The sequence below is a fragment of the Chryseobacterium sp. NRRL B-14798 genome, from assembly GCF_050470705.1.
GTDB classification, from domain to species: Bacteria; Bacteroidota; Bacteroidia; order Flavobacteriales; family Weeksellaceae; genus Chryseobacterium; species Chryseobacterium cupriresistens.
In genome coordinates this window covers 514,726-532,236 of record NZ_JBFLUL010000005.1, presented here as the reverse complement: position 1 = coordinate 532,236, position 17,511 = coordinate 514,726, and the positions used below count along the sequence as shown (strand labels likewise).

General features: G+C 36.9%; 11 protein-coding genes. 7 read left to right on the top strand and 4 right to left on the bottom strand.

Going from position 1 to position 17,511, the window contains the following annotated elements:
• Positions 1-38: 38 nt before the first annotated feature.
• The 4 genes from topA to AB1278_RS02805 all read right to left on the bottom strand — a co-directional run bounded on the left by topA (position 39) and on the right by AB1278_RS02805 (position 8,657).
• Positions 39-2,615 carry a type I DNA topoisomerase gene (gene topA / locus AB1278_RS02820; RefSeq protein WP_429812295.1) on the bottom strand — a complete coding sequence of 859 codons (2,577 nt, stop codon included), beginning with the start codon at positions 2,613-2,615 and terminating at the stop codon, positions 39-41.
• 273 nt (positions 2,616-2,888) lie between these two features.
• A complete protein-coding gene (locus tag AB1278_RS02815; RefSeq protein ID WP_429812292.1) occupies positions 2,889-6,305 on the bottom strand; it encodes a T9SS type A sorting domain-containing protein in 3,417 nt (1,138 codons plus the stop codon).
• A gap of 206 nt (positions 6,306-6,511) precedes the next feature.
• Entirely contained in the window at positions 6,512-7,651 is a 1,140-nt protein-coding gene (locus tag AB1278_RS02810; protein ID WP_228406498.1) for an EpsG family protein, read from the bottom strand.
• A gap of 1 nt (position 7,652) precedes the next feature.
• Complete coding sequence (locus AB1278_RS02805; RefSeq protein WP_202839858.1) at positions 7,653-8,657, bottom strand: hypothetical protein; 1,005 nt, start codon at positions 8,655-8,657, stop codon at positions 7,653-7,655.
• 193 nt (positions 8,658-8,850) lie between these two features.
• Between AB1278_RS02805 and AB1278_RS02800 the strand changes: the two genes are divergently transcribed.
• From AB1278_RS02800 to AB1278_RS02770, 7 genes are all read left to right on the top strand, one after another.
• Positions 8,851-12,504, top strand: coding sequence for an MMPL family transporter (locus AB1278_RS02800; RefSeq protein WP_429812288.1), 3,654 nt, complete (start codon positions 8,851-8,853; stop codon positions 12,502-12,504).
• A gap of 42 nt (positions 12,505-12,546) precedes the next feature.
• Positions 12,547-13,461: a dialkylrecorsinol condensing enzyme DarA gene (locus AB1278_RS02795; protein WP_202839861.1), complete on the top strand. Its 915-nt coding sequence runs from the start codon at positions 12,547-12,549 to the stop codon at positions 13,459-13,461.
• Between the two features lies 1 nt (position 13,462).
• Positions 13,463-14,602, top strand: a complete 1,140-nt coding sequence (locus AB1278_RS02790; protein WP_110009837.1) for a beta-ketoacyl-ACP synthase III — start codon at positions 13,463-13,465, stop codon at positions 14,600-14,602.
• Complete coding sequence (locus AB1278_RS02785) at positions 14,602-15,033, top strand: hypothetical protein (protein WP_202839862.1); 432 nt, start codon at positions 14,602-14,604, stop codon at positions 15,031-15,033. The genes AB1278_RS02790 and AB1278_RS02785 overlap by 1 nt, the downstream gene beginning before the upstream one ends.
• Positions 15,034-15,040: 7 nt before the next feature.
• A complete protein-coding gene (locus AB1278_RS02780) occupies positions 15,041-15,484 on the top strand; it encodes an ABC transporter permease (protein WP_202839863.1) in 444 nt (147 codons plus the stop codon).
• A 556-nt stretch (positions 15,485-16,040) separates the two neighbouring features.
• Positions 16,041-16,445, top strand: coding sequence for a hypothetical protein (locus AB1278_RS02775; RefSeq protein WP_227942587.1), 405 nt, complete (start codon positions 16,041-16,043; stop codon positions 16,443-16,445).
• Positions 16,446-16,507: 62 nt separating this feature from the next.
• Positions 16,508-17,503 carry a BtrH N-terminal domain-containing protein gene (locus AB1278_RS02770; RefSeq protein ID WP_202839865.1) on the top strand — a complete coding sequence of 332 codons (996 nt, stop codon included), beginning with the start codon at positions 16,508-16,510 and terminating at the stop codon, positions 17,501-17,503.
• Positions 17,504-17,511: the final 8 nt, after the last annotated feature.

The following is a 17,511-nucleotide window of genomic DNA, read 5'->3' as shown; positions in this document are numbered from 1 at the left end:
CAGGAGTTGACGGCTTGTATTGTAACCATAAGGATTATTTATTTTTTAGCTGCAGGTTTCTTAGTTGCAGTTTTTTTCGCTGTTGCAGTAGTCTTCTTAACTGTGGCTGCCTTTTTTGCTGCAGGTTTTTTCTTTTCTGCAAAAGCTTTCGGATCCTGATCTGTAATCCATTTTTTAACCTCATCAAGAGAAAGTTCTTTCAGTTCCTCAGCTTCATATTTTGTATCGTCTGCTTTTTTTGGAATTTTGAACATGGCTTTTCCGAACTTGATGAAAGGTCCCCATCTTCCGTTTTCAATGGAGATTTTTTCTTTTTCCCATTGCTGGATATATCGGTTGGCTTCTTTCTCCAATTTAGCGTCAATCAGTTCATTGATATCACTTTGTGAAAGGTTTTCGAAATCATATCTTTTAGGAACATTCACAAAGATATCTTTGTACTTGATAAATGGTCCGAATCTTCCGGATCCTTTCGTGACAGGTTCACCTTTATAGGTTGCAATAGGAGCATCAGCAATCTTCTTTTCATTGATAATCTCCTCAGCACGTTTCTGATCTACAGAAAGCGGATCTTCACCTTTCGGAATACTGATATACGTTTCACCCCATTTCACATAAGGCCCGAATCTTCCTACTCCTACAGAAACCGGCTGTCCGTCAACTTCGCTTAAGTCAAACGGCAGTTTAAACAGTTCCAGCGCTTCTTCAAAAGTAATGGTTGCAATATTCTGCCCTGTCATTAATGAAGCAAAGATTGGTTTTTCCTCATCATCCGTTTCTCCGATCTGAATCATTGCTCCGAATCTTCCGATTCTTGCATGTACATTTTTACCGGTCTTAGGATCTACTCCTAAAAGTCTGTCTCCTGTTGCACGATCTGCATTTTCTTCTACATCTTCAATTCTCGGGTGGAATTTTGAGTAGAAATTCGTCATCATTTCTTTCCACTTCTGATCACCACTTGCAATTTCGTCAAAGCTTTCTTCAACTCGTGCCGTGAAACCGTAATCAAGGATTTCCCTGAAGTTATCTGTAAGGAAGTCATTAACAACTTCACCTATATCTGTAGGAACGAATTTATTTTTATCACCGCCAAACTTCTCCTCAAGAACTACTTTTTTGATCTTATCTTTTGTCAGAGACATTTTGATCACTTCACGGGTGTGTGGTTCGATTTCTCTTTTATCCACATACTCTCTGTTTTGAATAGTCTGAATGGTAGGCGCATAAGTAGAAGGTCTACCAATCCCTAATTCTTCAAGTTTTCTCACCAGCCCGGCTTCAGTATATCTTGCACTTGGTCTTGTGAACTTTTCAGTAGCAGTAATGGTTTTATAGCTCAAAACTTCTCCCACGCTTACTTTTGGCAGCAGCTTATCGTTGTTTTCATCATCATCGTCCTCTGTTTTTACAATTCCGTAGGCTTTCAGGAAACCGTCGAAGATGATAACTTCTCCTTGTGCCTCAAAATGATGCGGTAATGATGTATTTCCTATTTCGATCACTGTCTTTTCAATTTTGGCATTAGCCATCTGAGAAGCAAGTGTTCTTCTGTATATTAATTGATAAAGTTTGTTCAGCTGTGCATCTCCTATGCTTTTCACTCCAAAATCCGTAGGACGGATCGCTTCGTGGGCTTCCTGTGCTGAAGCTGATTTTGTGGTATAGTTTCTTGGAGAAGAATATTCTGCTCCATATTCTGAGATAATTTGTTTCTTAGCTCCTTCAATAGCTTCCTGGGATAGATTTACAGAGTCTGTTCTCATATAGGTAATAAACCCTTCTTCGTATAATCTCTGTGCCAGCCGCATGGTATTGGTCACATTATATCCAAGTCTTGACGAAGCTTCCTGCTGTAAAGTGGAAGTTGTAAACGGAGCTGACGCGGAACGTGTACCTGGTCTGGTTTCAACATTGAGAACTTTAAATTCTGTAGTTTTAGCCTGTTCCAGAAATTTTTCAGCCTCTTCTTCCTTTTCAAAATCTTTTTTAAGCTTAGCAGCAATTTCCTGCTCTGTTTTATTTAAAAAGATTCCGTCCAGCTTAAAGCTTGCTTTTGGCGTAAATTCACGGATTTCTTTTTCTCTTTCAACAATTAACCTTACTGCTACAGATTGTACTCTGCCTGCAGACAGCCCCGGTTTTACTTTTTTCCATAAAACGGGAGACATTTCAAAACCTACGATTCTGTCCAGCACTCTTCTTGCCTGCTGGGCATTTACTAAGTTCTGATCAATATCTCTTGGGTTGTCGATTGCTTTTAGAATGGCGTTTTTGGTAATCTCGTGGAAAACAATTCTTTTTCTGTTTTCAGGCTTCAGCTTCAATTCATCCGCAAGATGCCATGCAATAGCTTCTCCTTCGCGGTCCTCATCGGAAGCGAGCCATACCATATCGGCTTTCTTTACGGCAGCCTTTAATTCGGTTACCAGTTTCTTTTTGTCTGCTGAAACTTCGTAATCAGGACTGAATGTAGCAAGGTCTATCCCCATTCCTTTTTTAGGAAGATCCCGGATATGTCCGAAACTGGATTTCACTTCAAAATCCTTTCCTAGATATTTTTGAATAGTTTTTGCTTTTGCCGGGGACTCTACGATTACTAAATTTTTCGACATTCTAACTAAAAATTTTTGCAAAAGTAAAGCTTTTTTATTATATACTTTTTGTTAAAAGGGTTTAATTTAATAATCAGGGCGCTTTATACTCTCTTTCAATACTCATTTTTTGAATAAACAAATCCTTTGTAGTATAGGTTTTAGACTGTTATACAACAATCAGCATTCATTGATATAGAATTTTTCATCAGCCATAATAGATGTAAGAAATATGCCGGCTCATACAAAAGCAGAACAAGAAGTCTTATTCTGCTTTTTAGTATCTTATTTTATTTATTGTTTTACAATTTTTACATTCGCTTCAGAATTATTTATTCTTATTAAATACACTCCTGCGTTTAAAGATGAAAGATCTGTCTGATTATTGATAAAATGCCCAGACCTTACAAGTTGTCCCAGCATATTAAAAATCTCAAATTTGTACTCTTTATTTTCTGCAGCCCTGATGTAAAGAATATTAGAAAAAGGACTCGGATAGAGTGAGATCTTGTTATTAATCACCGTAGATTTTGCATTTTCTTTAATCAATTTATAGCTATTGGGTATAACTGAAATTCCTGATGCAGGACCCTCTTCATTACCATTAGCATCATATTTTATTTTCACACATCGGCATCCTGTTCCGAAGTAGGGGTCATTATTGTCATGAAAGACAATCATTCTGTTAGTGGTAGAAGCTGCATCAAACAACAGATTAATAGATCTTCCGATATAATTTGAATTTAAAGCAGCCGTCCATACAGCAGGATACTGAAAGTTTAGCATATTAAATGTTCCCTGAGCACTTTGATTAGCCATCACACTTCTGAATCCTCTTGATCCGGAATCAGGATAATTTCCTATGGAATATGCCGGATTATTAAAGATATATCCTACTGTAGCATTGGCAGAATTTCTTACTCTTATACCTGAATAATCTGTGGCAATACTGTATGAGGTTGCTATATTCTTATCTTTTTTGTACCATGGTGTCTGTCCGAAATCTGCTCCGGAAACCAACGCGACATTTGTAAGGTCCGGAATTCTCCAACCTTCAGGACAAGGATCAAAAGGTGATTTTTTACCCCCTCTTCCCCATCTGTCAGGAGCTAAATTGGGTTCCTGTGCCAGCCAGTCTGTACCGTTGGTATAATTGGGTGTTGTACTGTTGTAAGGAGCAAAAGTACTTGGAATCATATATACCAGAGGATTCTTCACAGAATAGGATATGATCTTGGAGATTTTTTCTGACGGTTTATCGGTTACCTGTACATTTGACAGTGAGGCATAAGTACTGTAAGGTACAATATAGTTTCCTGAAAGATTATTATAGTCAGACTGATCAAGCGTACTGTACGAAACTGCTCCCTTGGGAGCAGGAGTTCCCAGAAATACATTATAAAAACTCCTGTTATCTGCATACTGGAATGGGGGGATAGGGTCTTTCCTTCCCCACTGATAGTGCATTCCTGTAGAGGCACGGATTTTTAACAGTTCATCAGCAGTTGGAGCCTGAGGATTGACAACGTTGGGAAAAACATCTGTTGCCCCCAGATTACGATCCATAAAAACGGTCTGTAATGCAACATCAGCTTTATTGACATAATTCACATAATTTGTAACTGCTGCAGGAGTTTCTGTAGTATAAGAATAAGATCCCACAGGAGAATCCGTAACCCAGATATGCCAGCTCCAATATACCGGGGAAGATGCACTGCCGTTATGCAATGTAACTACAGCATTTCCACTTTCATTGGGAGCAATTTCTACAGATATTTTAGAATTGCTGATATCCTGTAGTGATAAAGGTGAAGGATTTACTATTGAGATCCTGCTGATTAAAGCTGTATTGGTAGTCCAGAGAACATTAGTTTTTAAATTATTAAAATTGGAAGGGTTCAATATCTCAATATTATCCAGCAACTGACTTTGCACAGAAAATGCTTTACTGACCGGAATTTCGATAGTTGTACCTGTTTCGCTTTTAACAACCTGATAGGTATTCGGATTATTCAAACCTTCGTTATATTCTGCAGTTGCAGGCAGATATTCTGTTGGAAAATCATAATCATTAATGGTGTAGAGCGGATCTTTTATACATCTGCAGCCGTTTGCATCTGAAGTATACATTCCGGCCATAGGAAAATAATAATACCGTCCTTTAATATTGGGATAATTAGGGTCCGGAATATCAGGCTGTGTTTTATCCGGAATCATAGAAAGCCCCCTTACAGTAACAGCAGGAGAAGTATCAAACAACCGGGCTAAAGTTGCAGTCCACAATGCAATATGATGCTGATCACTATACTGTCCTGAATGAGCCCCTCTGATAAGTTGTCCGTTTCCGGGAAAAATCCCCATATTAAATCCGCCGACTACCGAAAGATCAAAGCCAAGATTAGGGTAAATTCTAAATCCTGTCATGAAGGTGGGAACTCCTGTATCAGTAGGCTTTATGATATGATATTTATTGGTCTCAAAAACATTTTTTGCCATACTGGTTTTTACTCCGAAAGGCGAAAAGTCTATTCTGATATCATCCACATAAGAGGGAGAAGCCAGATTTGCCACCAGCATTGAAGGGATACGCCATCCATTGGGACAAGGATCATAAGGAGATTTATCTCTATAAGGTTTTGTTTTATCATTGGTATTGTAAACGGTTTCAATTTTCCCTTGTGCATTATCAGACCAAAGATTGAGTTCTGAAAGCCTGTTATTGGGCAACGCTGTAGATTTTCCAAACCAGTTGACCGGAAGATTGAGGTTATTGTTATAATAAGCCTGTCCTGAGTTATCATCTTTATTGACATAAATAAGGCTCATAGGATTTTTTACAGAAAGCCTTATATTATTGGTAACCTCTGCAGCGGAAAGCAGAACAAACTTTCTGAGATCATCAATACTCACTGCATTGGTCATATTTTTGGCTCCTCTATGTCTTACTCTGCCTATCGATCCGGAAGCTTCATAAAAATCATTTCCTCTTGTAACCAGGGGTGGAATTGGATCTTTTCGTCCCCATTGATAAAGAAGTCCGTTACTCCGGTTCCAGTCTGATGCCGTGATAGAATTTGTGATTGCTCCCAGATTTCTGTCCATCCATTTCCAGTCGGAGTCCGGAATAATTTCCGTTGTTCCATCCCATCTCATTCTTTTTATGTTGCTGAAACTTTTATAGGAAACTCCATTGGTGGGATCATCCGTTACCCAGATATGCCAGCTCCAATAAATCTCACCATCTACCCTGAAAACAACCACAGCATTTCCTTTTTTTGTCTTATTAACAGGCACTTTAATCTTAGCATCCTGCCCTGTTCCTATTATTTCAAGGGCGTAATTCGATCCGGATTTTATAAGTCCATGAACATCTTCCCATAAAACATCAGCAGTTACCGTCCCTGCCGGTATACCACTCCCGTTAAGATATCCGCCACCCTCCCACATCGCATAAGCTTTTTTTACGGGAACCAGCAATCCTCCGCTGTTCTGAGTGGGATCAAAAATGTAACTGTTAGGTGCTTTTTTCCAGTCTGGAAGCAATAATCTCATCGGCTCATGAACCGGTTTCAATGAGTCTGTATTCTCACTAAGCCATATTGCTTTTACATGTCCAATCGAGGGAAGATTCCCTCCGATATTACCTTTGGAAGTGATTCCAAATAATATCAGGCATATGACTGCCGCTAATTTTCCAGCTAATCTTTTCATACCTTAGGTTTTAGTGTCTTTAGCAGAATACAATTATTAAGCCCATTTCTATTAAAAGTGATTTATTATACAAATAAAAACACACATATTTGAATTATGTTATTAATAATGTAAAATAAAACGCGATAAACAGTATAAAAACCAACAAGGTATTTACATAAAAAAAAACAGCCCTAAGCTGTCTTTATATTTTAAGATTCAAAATTCTAAGGAAGAATATGGTTTTGATACCGGTCAATCGAAAATCGCCCGGCCGTGATATTATTAAATATAGAAAAGACAACAAAATTGAAGACGACCAGTGCGATTATAAATGCATAGATCATATTCTTAACTCTTCCTGAAACCACATACATGGCATTCGGAATAATAATGTATGAGAATCCGATAAACGCTCCTGCCAGCCTGGAAGAGAAGATAGGGTTATTTCTGAAAATAAAATAAAGGCATATCCCGATTACAGCATAGTTTCTATGGTATTCATAGTAAGGATAAAGTTCTTTCATTTTATTATCAAAAACGAAAAGGAAGAAAGTAAGGATTGCCATCATCACCTCTGGAATTCCGATACCACCATTAAGTCGTTGTACCGTTTCATCCATATATCCATTAAACCCTTCAACAAGTGTACTATTAGAGGCCATCCCATCTAAGAAACCACCGAAACTTCTATATATTTCAAATGGGGACAGAAAAACAGAACCGATAATCATAATCAGCATTACCGTTTTGTTTAACGGAACGCGGGCCAGCCAATACATCGGGAGGAATAAGTAACAAACACTGTGTATACCCGACCCTATGAATATAAAAAACAGGTAATGCCAGAGTTTCCGCTCTTTAATATACCGTATTGCAAAATACACGATAAAAGTCCCGAGGTTTTGTCTGATCTGCCCACTTTCCCCGATAAAGAAATTGGGAATAAACATGAAAAGGGTAAAAGTAAAGGGATAAAAAGTATTATCCTCAGTATATTCTACTTTAAAGATCATCGCAAAAATAGCAATAACCAATGTTACCATATAAAAAGGTGCATCAAAAAAATTGAGAAGGATCTTATTAATCAAAGTATACAGCCATTCCACGTCCAGCGTTTCCGGTCCTTCCATATGGAGCATCTTCATAAAGATACTGTAATAGCTTTTGGTATCGGAGTAAATATAGATTCCTTTATAACTTCCGTAATCCGGGCCTACACTGTCTCTGAAACCAACAATAATAATAAAGTAAACAGCAAGGAACCAGAACCACTTTTTATCAACCTTCTTTCCATACACCTCCTGAACACTGAAGAACAGCATATAGACGATGGCAATTATATAATATGGATGTAGTAAACTCATGCTAACTTTCTGATGTTTTTTTAAACTGATGATATGCTGTGATGAGTCCGGTCAGAATTAAAGGCAGGAAAAGCCTCACTTCCCAGAAAAGCCCTACTAAAGTAATCATAAGAAGATAAGGAATGGAAAAGAAAAAATATTTTCCAAAAACACTCTTGTTTTCCTCTGTACAAAGGCCATATATAAAATAAATCACTATTAATGCAAAGATCAACCCTGCAAGATTGAAAGGGCTGGAAAAGTTTCTGTTGATATAAAAGCCTTCCACAAAAGTCGTTTCATCCTGAACAAGTATAGCTCTTAATCCCAGATAGGGAATAAGGAAAGCAGCAACCAGCGGTATAATTTTCCAGATTACCTCATAATTCCCTTTCTTCAGCTCATCAATATTGAAAAATACGGCTGCAAAAAAGGCTATATTCAGACAGGCTGTTTCTCTTACTAAAGTAGAGATCCCGATAAGTCCAATGAGGGTAAAGAAGAAAATATTTTTTCTGGTTTCCAGATATTTAAGAGTCAGAAATACACCTGACAGATAACAAAAGAGTGCGATGGTATCACAATTTGTCGGCGCATACTGCGTGATCACAATGAAAAATACAGATAAGAGATGAATAATCCTTCTGGCATTAACATTCAAAAGAAGTCCCGTAGATTTCATCCGGAAAACAGCATTCAAAATCAAAGAACATAAAACGAAGAACACACTGTTCATAAGGAAAAGCCCATGATAAAAAGGGGTTCCGTTTTTGGACAAAAAATCTTTGAAGAAAGAAAGCGGGCCATTGATCAGATTGTACATCAAATCCGTCATCTGTACACTCAGATAATTGGGAATCACTCTGTAAGCATATACGGAGGAAAATAAAAAATCAGGGGTTTTCTCTGATGTTTTCAGTCTTGTGTAGGATGATTCAAATCCATAATAAGACATGGCAAACAACAGAAGCGGAAGAACTATTACCAATAGAAATCCGTTTATTTTTTCATCATTTCTTTTCAACATATCTAAAACAGATTCTTATTTTTTTAATAATAATGGTGGTTTAAAATACATTTTTTCAAAAGGGAACTTTTGCAAAAGTAGAATATTTTTTCATTCTTCCTAGAATATTTTATTGATTTTCAGTTAAAACTTATCGCTAACTATTTTGAACTAATACTTAAAAAATTAAATTTGCAGACTTGATTTAAATGCAATGCATCGCCTTTTTATATTTTTATATTATCTGATTTCCAAAAATAAAATTCTATCTGTACTGACAGCTCTTGGAATTGCCGCTTTATGCATTTTCTTTGCGTCGAAGATCAATTTTGAGGAAGACATCAATCAGATTATACCCAAAAATGAAAAGTCGGATCTTACTGCAAAAGTTCTTAAACAGCTTAATTTTTCGGATAAGATTATTGTTATTATCGAGAACAGATCCGGCGAAGACAGCTTCCAGCTTTCTGAAACGGCAGATACTTTCCTGAAAAAAATTGAGCCCTTACAGAAATATATTGGTTCTGTTCAGGGTAAAGTGAACGATAATGAAATCTCTGAAACCTTTGATTTCGTTCATCAGAATCTACCATTATTCCTTAATGAGAATGATTATAAGGAAATTGATCAGAAACTCCAGAAAGACAGTATTGCAAAACAGGTAGAAAATAATTACATCTCCTTGGTTTCTCCAACAAGCCTTGTAACCAAAGAATTTATTAAAAAAGACCCTCTTGGATTTACTTTTCTGGGAATCAAAAAATTAAATGCTTTAAACATCAGCAAAGACTTCAAACTCGAAGACAGCTATATTGTTACCAAAGACGGAAAAAATCTTTTGCTTTTCATTGATCCTAAAAACAAAAGCAATGATACGAAAGCCAATGAGGCATTTGTGGATCAGCTCAACACCATCAAAGATGGTATTAACAAACAATTCAAAGGAAAAACAGAGATCAGCTATTTCGGTTCTCCGGTAATTGCTGTAGCCAACGCAAAGCAGATCAAAAAAGATATTCAGAATACAGTGGCCATTTCCATGACGGTTCTTTTAATCCTTCTGATCTATTATTTCAGAAATATTTTCACTCCCATCATTGTATTTCTACCCACCGTATTTTCAGTACTGCTCGCTCTCTTAATCCTTTATTTTATTAAAGATAAGATTTCAGCTATTTCACTCAGTGTAGGAGCGATTCTTATTGGAATTACGATTGATTATGCCCTGCACATCCTTACCCATTATAAGCATAACAACAATATTGAGGAGCTTTACAAGGAAATCACGCAGCCTGTTATATTAAGCAGTGCAACAACAGCCGTTTCCTTTTTGTGTCTCGTTTTTGTTCGTTCTGAAGCATTAAAGGACTTAGGTCTTTTTGCTGCCATTACTGTGATTCTTTCTTCAATCACAGCATTGATTATTGTTCCTCAACTTTATAAACCAAAAGAAAAGGGAGAACACCTGAACACAAATTTCATTGACAAGATCGGCTCTTATCCGTACGAAAAAAATAAGCCTTTGATTATTGGGTGTTCCATTATTATTCTTGCCTGTCTGTTTGGATTCAGACATGTAGGTTTCAATGAAGATATCGGGGATCTGAATTATATTCCGAAAGAATTAAAAATCAGTGAGGCAAAACTGCAGAAACTTTCTGATATTACGTCAAAATCAATTTATACTATTTCTTATGGAAATTCTGAAGAAGAAGCACTGTCCAGAAATTCCGAATTGAGCAGTTTCCTGGACAAAGAGAAAAAAGAAGGAAAGATCTTAAGCTATAATTCTATCGGAAGCGTTGTTCTTTCAGAAAAGGATCAGCAGAAAAAAATTGACCAGTGGAACCGTTTCTGGAATGACCAGAAGAAAAGCCTAGCCATTTCCGAACTGATCAGTAACGGGAATAAATTCGGCTTCAACAGTTCCGCGTTTGACAGTTTTGATGAAGCTTTGCGTAAAAATTATTCTGCATTGAGCCTGAAGGATTATCAACAAGTGAAAGCGCTTCAGATTTCAGAATTCATGAGCAGCGAAAATGGTTTCTACACCGTTTCCAATGTAGTAAAAGTAGACGAAAACAAAAGAGACACTTTCATCAAAGATATTGATAAACAGCATGATGCCATTGCTATAGACCGGCAGCAGATGAATGAAAATTTCCTTGGTTTGCTGAAAAGGGACTTCAATACACTGATCAGTTATTCTCTTCTTGCCATTATTTTAACGATCATCGTTTTCTTCAGGAATTTTGAATTAACAGTTCTCACCATGTTCCCGATTGTTTTAACGGGAGTTGTTACAGCCGGAATCCTTTATTTTCTGGGATTGGAATTAAATATTTTCAGTACTGTAGTGTGTACATTGGTATTTGGAGTGGGAGATGACTTCAGCATCTTCCTGACACAAGCTATGCAAAAAGAGCATACTACCGGAAAGAATGAATTACCTACGTACAGAATTTCTATTATTCTTGCTGTTTTCACGACAATTCTTTCCATCGGATCTTTGATATTCGCCAAACATCCGGCATTGCATTCTCTGGCATTAGTAGCCCTGATCGGAATGTTCTCCGTTATTATTATCACCTCTACCCTATATCCTTTCTGGTTCAGATTATTCATTACCAACAGGGCGAAAAAAGGACTTTCTCCAATCACATTCAGATTGTTTGTATGGTCAGTATTCTCATTCCTTTATTACGGATTAGGTGGACTGCTGTTTTCTGCCTTCGGAAGTTTTTTTGTTAAAAATTCCAAAGGGCAGACCCTGAATATCATCAAACTTATTTTAGCCAGATTTTTAACTTCCGTTCTTTATTCTAATCCTTTTGTAAAGAAGAAGGTCATTAAAAATACATCTGAAGACTTCAGCAAACCTGCAGTTATCATTGCCAATCATACTTCTTTCCTCGATACGCTGGCTATTGCAATGGCTACCCATAAAATCATTTATCTGGTGAATGACTGGGTATATCAGTCTCCTGTTTTCGGAAAACTGGTAAGAGCACTGGGCTTTTATCCCGTTTCACAGGGAATCGAGAATGGAATGGACAAACTGAAAGAAAAAGTTGACCAGGGATATTCACTCGTTGTGTTCCCTGAGGCAGAACGTTCTTACACCAACGATGTGAAAAGATTCCATAAAGGAGCTTTTTATCTCGCTGAACAGTTCGGGCTGGATATTCTTCCACTCTATATCCATGGAAATTCTGAGGTGCTGCCGAAAGGAGATTTCATTATCTATGACGGAAGTATTACCGTAAAAGTAGGCAACAGAATCAGCAAAGATGACATGAGTTTTGGACAGAACTATTCTGAGAGAACAAAGAAGATCAATGCTTATTTCAGAGAAGAGTTTGCCAGACTGCGCGAAGAGATTGAGAATGAGAATTATTTTAAAAAGAAATTATTCCTGAGCTACCTGTATAAAGACAGTGAAGTGGTAAAAGAAGTAAAAGAAGACTTTAATACCAATAAATCAGTATATTTCGAACTGAATAAACATATTCCTCATGATGCCAACATTCTTCATATCGCTACGGATTTTGGACAGAAAGATGCTTTATTAACTCTATATCAGGCAAGCCGAAGAATTTTTTCTCTGATTCAGAATGATGAAAAAAGAGCAGTGGCAGCCCATAACTATCTGGTAAAAAGAAGAAAAATACAGTATATTAAAGACCTTTCTGAAGTAAACAAAAAAATTGATGTTCTTTTGATTTCGGATGAACACTTTTCCATGAATGAAATTCAGGATCTCTCTGAAACAATCATTTTTGTAAATACAAAAAACACTTCGTTTGAAAGAGATAATTATGCACTAAAATTTAGTTCTGAATCATTAAAAGTATTTAAAACTAAATAATAAATATGAAAAACATACTTTTGTAAACGCTAAAGAAAACTAATGAAGAAAAATATACTTGTCATATATTATTCACAAACCGGACAACTCGAAGATATCGTGAAAAATATAGCCCAGCCTTTTGAAGCGAAAAAGGAGGCTTATGATGTTACGTATTACAACATTCAGCTAAAGGAAGATTTTCCTTTTCCCTGGCCAGGTGATGTTTTTTTCAACACTTTTCCTGAATCTTATCTACAGATTCCAAAAGAAATCCTTCCTCCTTCGGAAGAAATTCTGAACAAAAAGTATGATCTTATCCTGTTTGGGTATCAGGTGTGGTATCTCACACCATCCATTCCTATTATTTCTTTCTTAAAGAGTGATTATGCAGAGCGAATCCTTAAAGACACTCCTGTAGTAACCATTTCAGGAACCAGAAATATGTGGATGCTTTCCCAGGAAAAATTAAAGGTCTACCTAAGAGATCTGCAGGCTAAACTCGTAGGAAATATTGCTTTGGTAGACAGACATGACAATTACACCAGCGTATTAACGATTCTCCGATGGCTTACCACAGGTCAGAAAGAAAAATCAGGAATGCTTCCCGCTGCAGGAGTTTCAGATGAAGAAATTGCAGGTTCTGTAAAGTATGGCGAGATTATTGAAAGACATTTTAATAATAATGACCTTAATAGTTTACAACCGGATCTTGTGAAAAACGGAGCGATTGAAATCCGTGCTTTTTTAGTACGGGTAGAAAAGGTTGGAAATAAAATTTTCACAGTATGGTCTAACCTGATTATCAAGAAAAAAGAGAAACGTCCATTGCTGATAAAATTCTTTAAGGTATATTTGATGGCAGCGATATGGATTATCTCACCTGTCGTTTTGGTATTACACCTGCTTACAACCCCTATATTTTGGTTTAAAAGACAAAAACAAAAAAGATATTTACAAGGAATTAATTTAAAATAGAATGTACGACGTATTTATAACAAAAGCATCAACATACTTACCCAATGAGCCGGTAGCGAATGATGAAATGGAGACTTATCTTGGACTTATCAATGATGCGCCATCTAAAGCAAAATCACTTATCCTAAGAAATAATAAGATCACAACAAGATACTACGCTTTAGATAAAGAAGGAAACCCTACCCACTCTAATGCACAGCTTACTGCAAAAGCTATCGAAGGACTTTTTGACGAAAACTTCAAAAAGGAAGATATGAAATTATTATCTGTAGGAACCACTTCACCGGATCAGATCCAGCCTTCTCACGCATCCATGGTACATGGCGAACTGAACATCGGAAAATCTATTGAAATTAATACTTCAACAGGTCTTTGCAACTCAGGAATGAATGCCCTGAATTATGGATTCCTTTCTGTAAAAGCCGGTGTACAGGACAACGCAGTATGCGCAGGTTCTGAAAGAATGTCTGCATGGATGACTGCTGACAAGTTCAATCATGAGGCTGAAAATTTAAAACTACTGGAAGAAAGACCTATCATTGCTTTCAAAAGAGAATTCCTGAGATGGATGCTTTCTGATGGAGCAGGCGCTTTCCTTTTAGAAAATAAACCGAGAGAAAACAGCACTTCCCTAAAAATAGAATTCATTGATTTCTATTCTTATGCCCACGAAATTGAAGCTTGTATGTATGCAGGATGTGATAAGCTGGAAGACGGAAGCCTGAAATCATGGGCAGACTACCCTTCTGACGAATGGTTGAAACAATCTATTTTTGCGATTAAACAGGATACTAAAATCCTTGATAAATACATCCTTGTAAAAGGAGCAGAAAGTTTAAGATCATCTTTTGACAAACATAACCTGGATCCGGAAAAAATTGACCACGTACTGGCTCATATTTCTTCCGGATACTTTAAAGACGGACTTAAAGAAGAATTTGCCAAAAAAGGAATGGATTTCCCCGCAGAAAAATGGTTCTATAATCTTTCTGAAGTTGGAAACATCGGAGCAGGATCTATATTTATCGCCCTTGAAGAACTGATGAATTCCGGAACATTGAAAAAAGGAGAAAAAGTACTTCTTTGTGTTCCTGAAAGTGGAAGATTTGCTTATTCTTGTGCTTTATTAACGGTTTGCTAATGGAAAACAGACTGCCAACATCCGATAAAGATTTTGTAGAAAGTCTTATTCCCCAAAGGTTTCCTTTTGTGATGGTGCATGAATTGTCAGAATATTCGGAAAGCCATCTTTTATCCGGTTTTGAGATAAAGGAAGACAACCTTTTTATCCAGGACGGATTATTCCAGGCTTCAGGACTGATTGAGCATCAGGCGCAGAGCGTTGCCCTTCATACCGGATATAAATATTATCTGCTGGGAAAAGATGCTCCAACCGGATATATCGGAGCCATCAAATCTTTTGAAGCTGAAATACTGCCTAAAGTGGGAGATCAGCTGAAATCTGAAGTAACCATCCTTAATGAAGTAATGGGAGTAACCCTGGTAGATATCATTACGAAACTGAACGGTGAAGTGATTGCAAAATCTCAAATGAAAACCGCTGTAAAATAAACTGGAAATGGAAATAAAGGAAGAAAATATCATCAATATACACAACTTTTTACCGCATCGTGAACCGATGCTCATGGCAGACTATATCCTGGAACTGACCAAAGAAAAAGTAGTGACTTCCTTTGAAATCAAAGAAGATAATATATTTGTTCACAACAATGAGTTTGCGGAAGCCGGCTTGATCGAAAATCTGGCTCAGACCTGCTCTTCTATCCTTGGGCAAAGCTTCTTTGAAAATCCTGAAGCAGATACAAAAGTGATCGGGTTCATTACCAATATCAAGAAGATTGAGGTTTTCGGTCTTCCGAAGGTGAATGACAAAATTATCTCCAGGGCATCACTTATATCACAGTTTGAGAATATCTGCCACATATTTTGTGAAACATTTCATAATGATGAATTGTTAATCAGAGCGGAAATCAACCTGTTTATTCAGGAAGTAAAGTCGTAAAGTCAATTCAACATAGACATAGAAAAGCTGTACGTTTTTGTACAGCTTTTCTCTTTTAAATCAATTTTATATTCTCTAATAGATTGGTGAACATTTGTGCATTCATTTGTTTTATTCGTGTTTAAAATATAGGTTTTGGCTACAGTCAATTAATTTTTCTCTTTTTTTAAGCGAGCTAAAGCCCACTCCTATTGAATTGATTATAAAAACCCTAGATAAAAACTCCGTTTTTGTTTATTTACACATTCACTACTTCTTTATAAATCAACTAATAATCAGCTTGATACAACCATTAAGATCTCATCATCAGATGAATTATTTCACGTGAAACATTCACAAAATCCGTGAAACTCTGATCCTTAGAGAGAAACAGTTTTTAACCACAAAAATTTAGTCTATAATTTTTTTAATACGGCCTCAGTTTTGAAGTAGTAACTCCTCAGATTTAATATGATTTACATATAATGTATTTTCACTATTTTAGCCACCTGATTAAAAGAATCAAAAACAGGTGAGCATATTTCATCTGGAATCTAAAAATATAAACATTATTTAGATGAAAAAACAAGACCTGCCTCAAGACGAAAGTAACCTGAAATCCGCCAATATGACTGAAGTATTGTATGTGACGGATGAGAACGACAACTACACGACAGCAAACAGCACCGGCTGGGATGCCAAAAAAGCTGCTCTGGATGAATCGATGGAACTTATTTATGAAAGAATTGAGGAAGCAAAACAAAATGTGGCCAATAATACAGCAAGTCCCATTGTTTATTTTATGGAACTGAACAAAATGGATATTGGCGTTCTGGCTTCATATGTAGGAATGTGGCAATGGAGGGTAAAAAGACATTTTAAACCAAAAATATTCAAAACACTAAGCGAAAATGCACTGAAAAAATATGCCGATGCGTTCGGAATTTCAGTGGATGAATTAAAAAACTTCAACGGGAAATAAATGAAACAAGGCTAAATATAATGCCTGGTATCATTTGACCAATGAAAAGATACAATCAGCAAATGAAATTAAACTTTGAACACCATCAGACTGCGCATTGCGAAAACGGTGTTGCTTCTAATCTACTGCTTAACAAAGGACTGAAACTAAGCGAACCTATGATCTTCGGGATCGGTTCAGGACTTTTTTTTGTCTATCTCCCTTTTCTGAAGGTGAATTTTGCTCCGGGCTTCAGCTATCGTCCGATGCCGGGTGCTATTTTCAGTAAAGCAGCCAAAAGATTAGGAATTAAAATCAAAAGAGAAAAATTCTCAAATCCTCAGGATGCCCAAAAAGCGCTTGAAAGAAATCTGGAACAAAATATCCCTACAGGACTTCAGGTGGGCGTTTTCAACCTTACTTATTTTCCTGAAGAATACAAATTTCACTTCAATGCTCACAACCTTGTAGTGTATGGAAAAGAAGACGGAAAATTCCTGATCAGTGATCCTGTAATGGATTATACCACTTCCCTTTCTGAAGCAGAACTGGAAAAAGTAAGATACGCAAAAGGGGCACTTCCTCCGAAAGGACACATGTACTACCCTGTTTATGTTCCGGAAAATGTGAATCTTGAAGAGGCCATCAAAAAAGGAATCAAAGATACCTGTAAAAATATGCTGGCGCCTGTACCACTTATTGGGGTAAAAGCCATGAGATGGGTAGCCAGAAGCATCCCGAAATGGGCAGAAAAGAAAGGTACAAAAGTGACCAACCATTATTTGGGACAGCTGATCAGAATGCAGGAAGAAATTGGAACCGGAGGCGGAGGCTTCAGGTTTATCTATGGTGCATTTCTTCAGGAAGCGGCTGTTATTCTTAAAAATGATGAGCTAAAGGAATTATCAAAAGAAATAACCTCTATCGGTGACCTTTGGAGAGATTTTGCCGTTGATATTGCCAGAGTGTATAAAAACAGAAACTCGAAAAGCAATATTTACAATGAACTTTCAAAAACAATGCTGCATATTGCAGACCTGGAAGAAGCTTTCTATAAAAAACTGAGAAAAGCGATCTGATATGGCGG

Coding starts and splice junctions, on each gene's coding strand:
- topA (WP_429812295.1), bottom strand. CDS start 2,615: ATGTCGAAAAATTTAGTAATCGTAGAGTCCCCGGCAAAAGCAAAAACT.
- AB1278_RS02815 (WP_429812292.1), bottom strand. CDS start 6,305: ATGAAAAGATTAGCTGGAAAATTAGCGGCAGTCATATGCCTGATATTA.
- AB1278_RS02810 (WP_228406498.1), bottom strand. CDS start 7,651: ATGAGTTTACTACATCCATATTATATAATTGCCATCGTCTATATGCTG.
- AB1278_RS02805 (WP_202839858.1), bottom strand. CDS start 8,657: ATGTTGAAAAGAAATGATGAAAAAATAAACGGATTTCTATTGGTAATA.
- AB1278_RS02800 (WP_429812288.1), top strand. CDS start 8,851: ATGCATCGCCTTTTTATATTTTTATATTATCTGATTTCCAAAAATAAA.
- AB1278_RS02795 (WP_202839861.1), top strand. CDS start 12,547: ATGAAGAAAAATATACTTGTCATATATTATTCACAAACCGGACAACTC.
- AB1278_RS02790 (WP_110009837.1), top strand. CDS start 13,463: ATGTACGACGTATTTATAACAAAAGCATCAACATACTTACCCAATGAG.
- AB1278_RS02785 (WP_202839862.1), top strand. CDS start 14,602: ATGGAAAACAGACTGCCAACATCCGATAAAGATTTTGTAGAAAGTCTT.
- AB1278_RS02780 (WP_202839863.1), top strand. CDS start 15,041: ATGGAAATAAAGGAAGAAAATATCATCAATATACACAACTTTTTACCG.
- AB1278_RS02775 (WP_227942587.1), top strand. CDS start 16,041: ATGAAAAAACAAGACCTGCCTCAAGACGAAAGTAACCTGAAATCCGCC.
- AB1278_RS02770 (WP_202839865.1), top strand. CDS start 16,508: ATGAAATTAAACTTTGAACACCATCAGACTGCGCATTGCGAAAACGGT.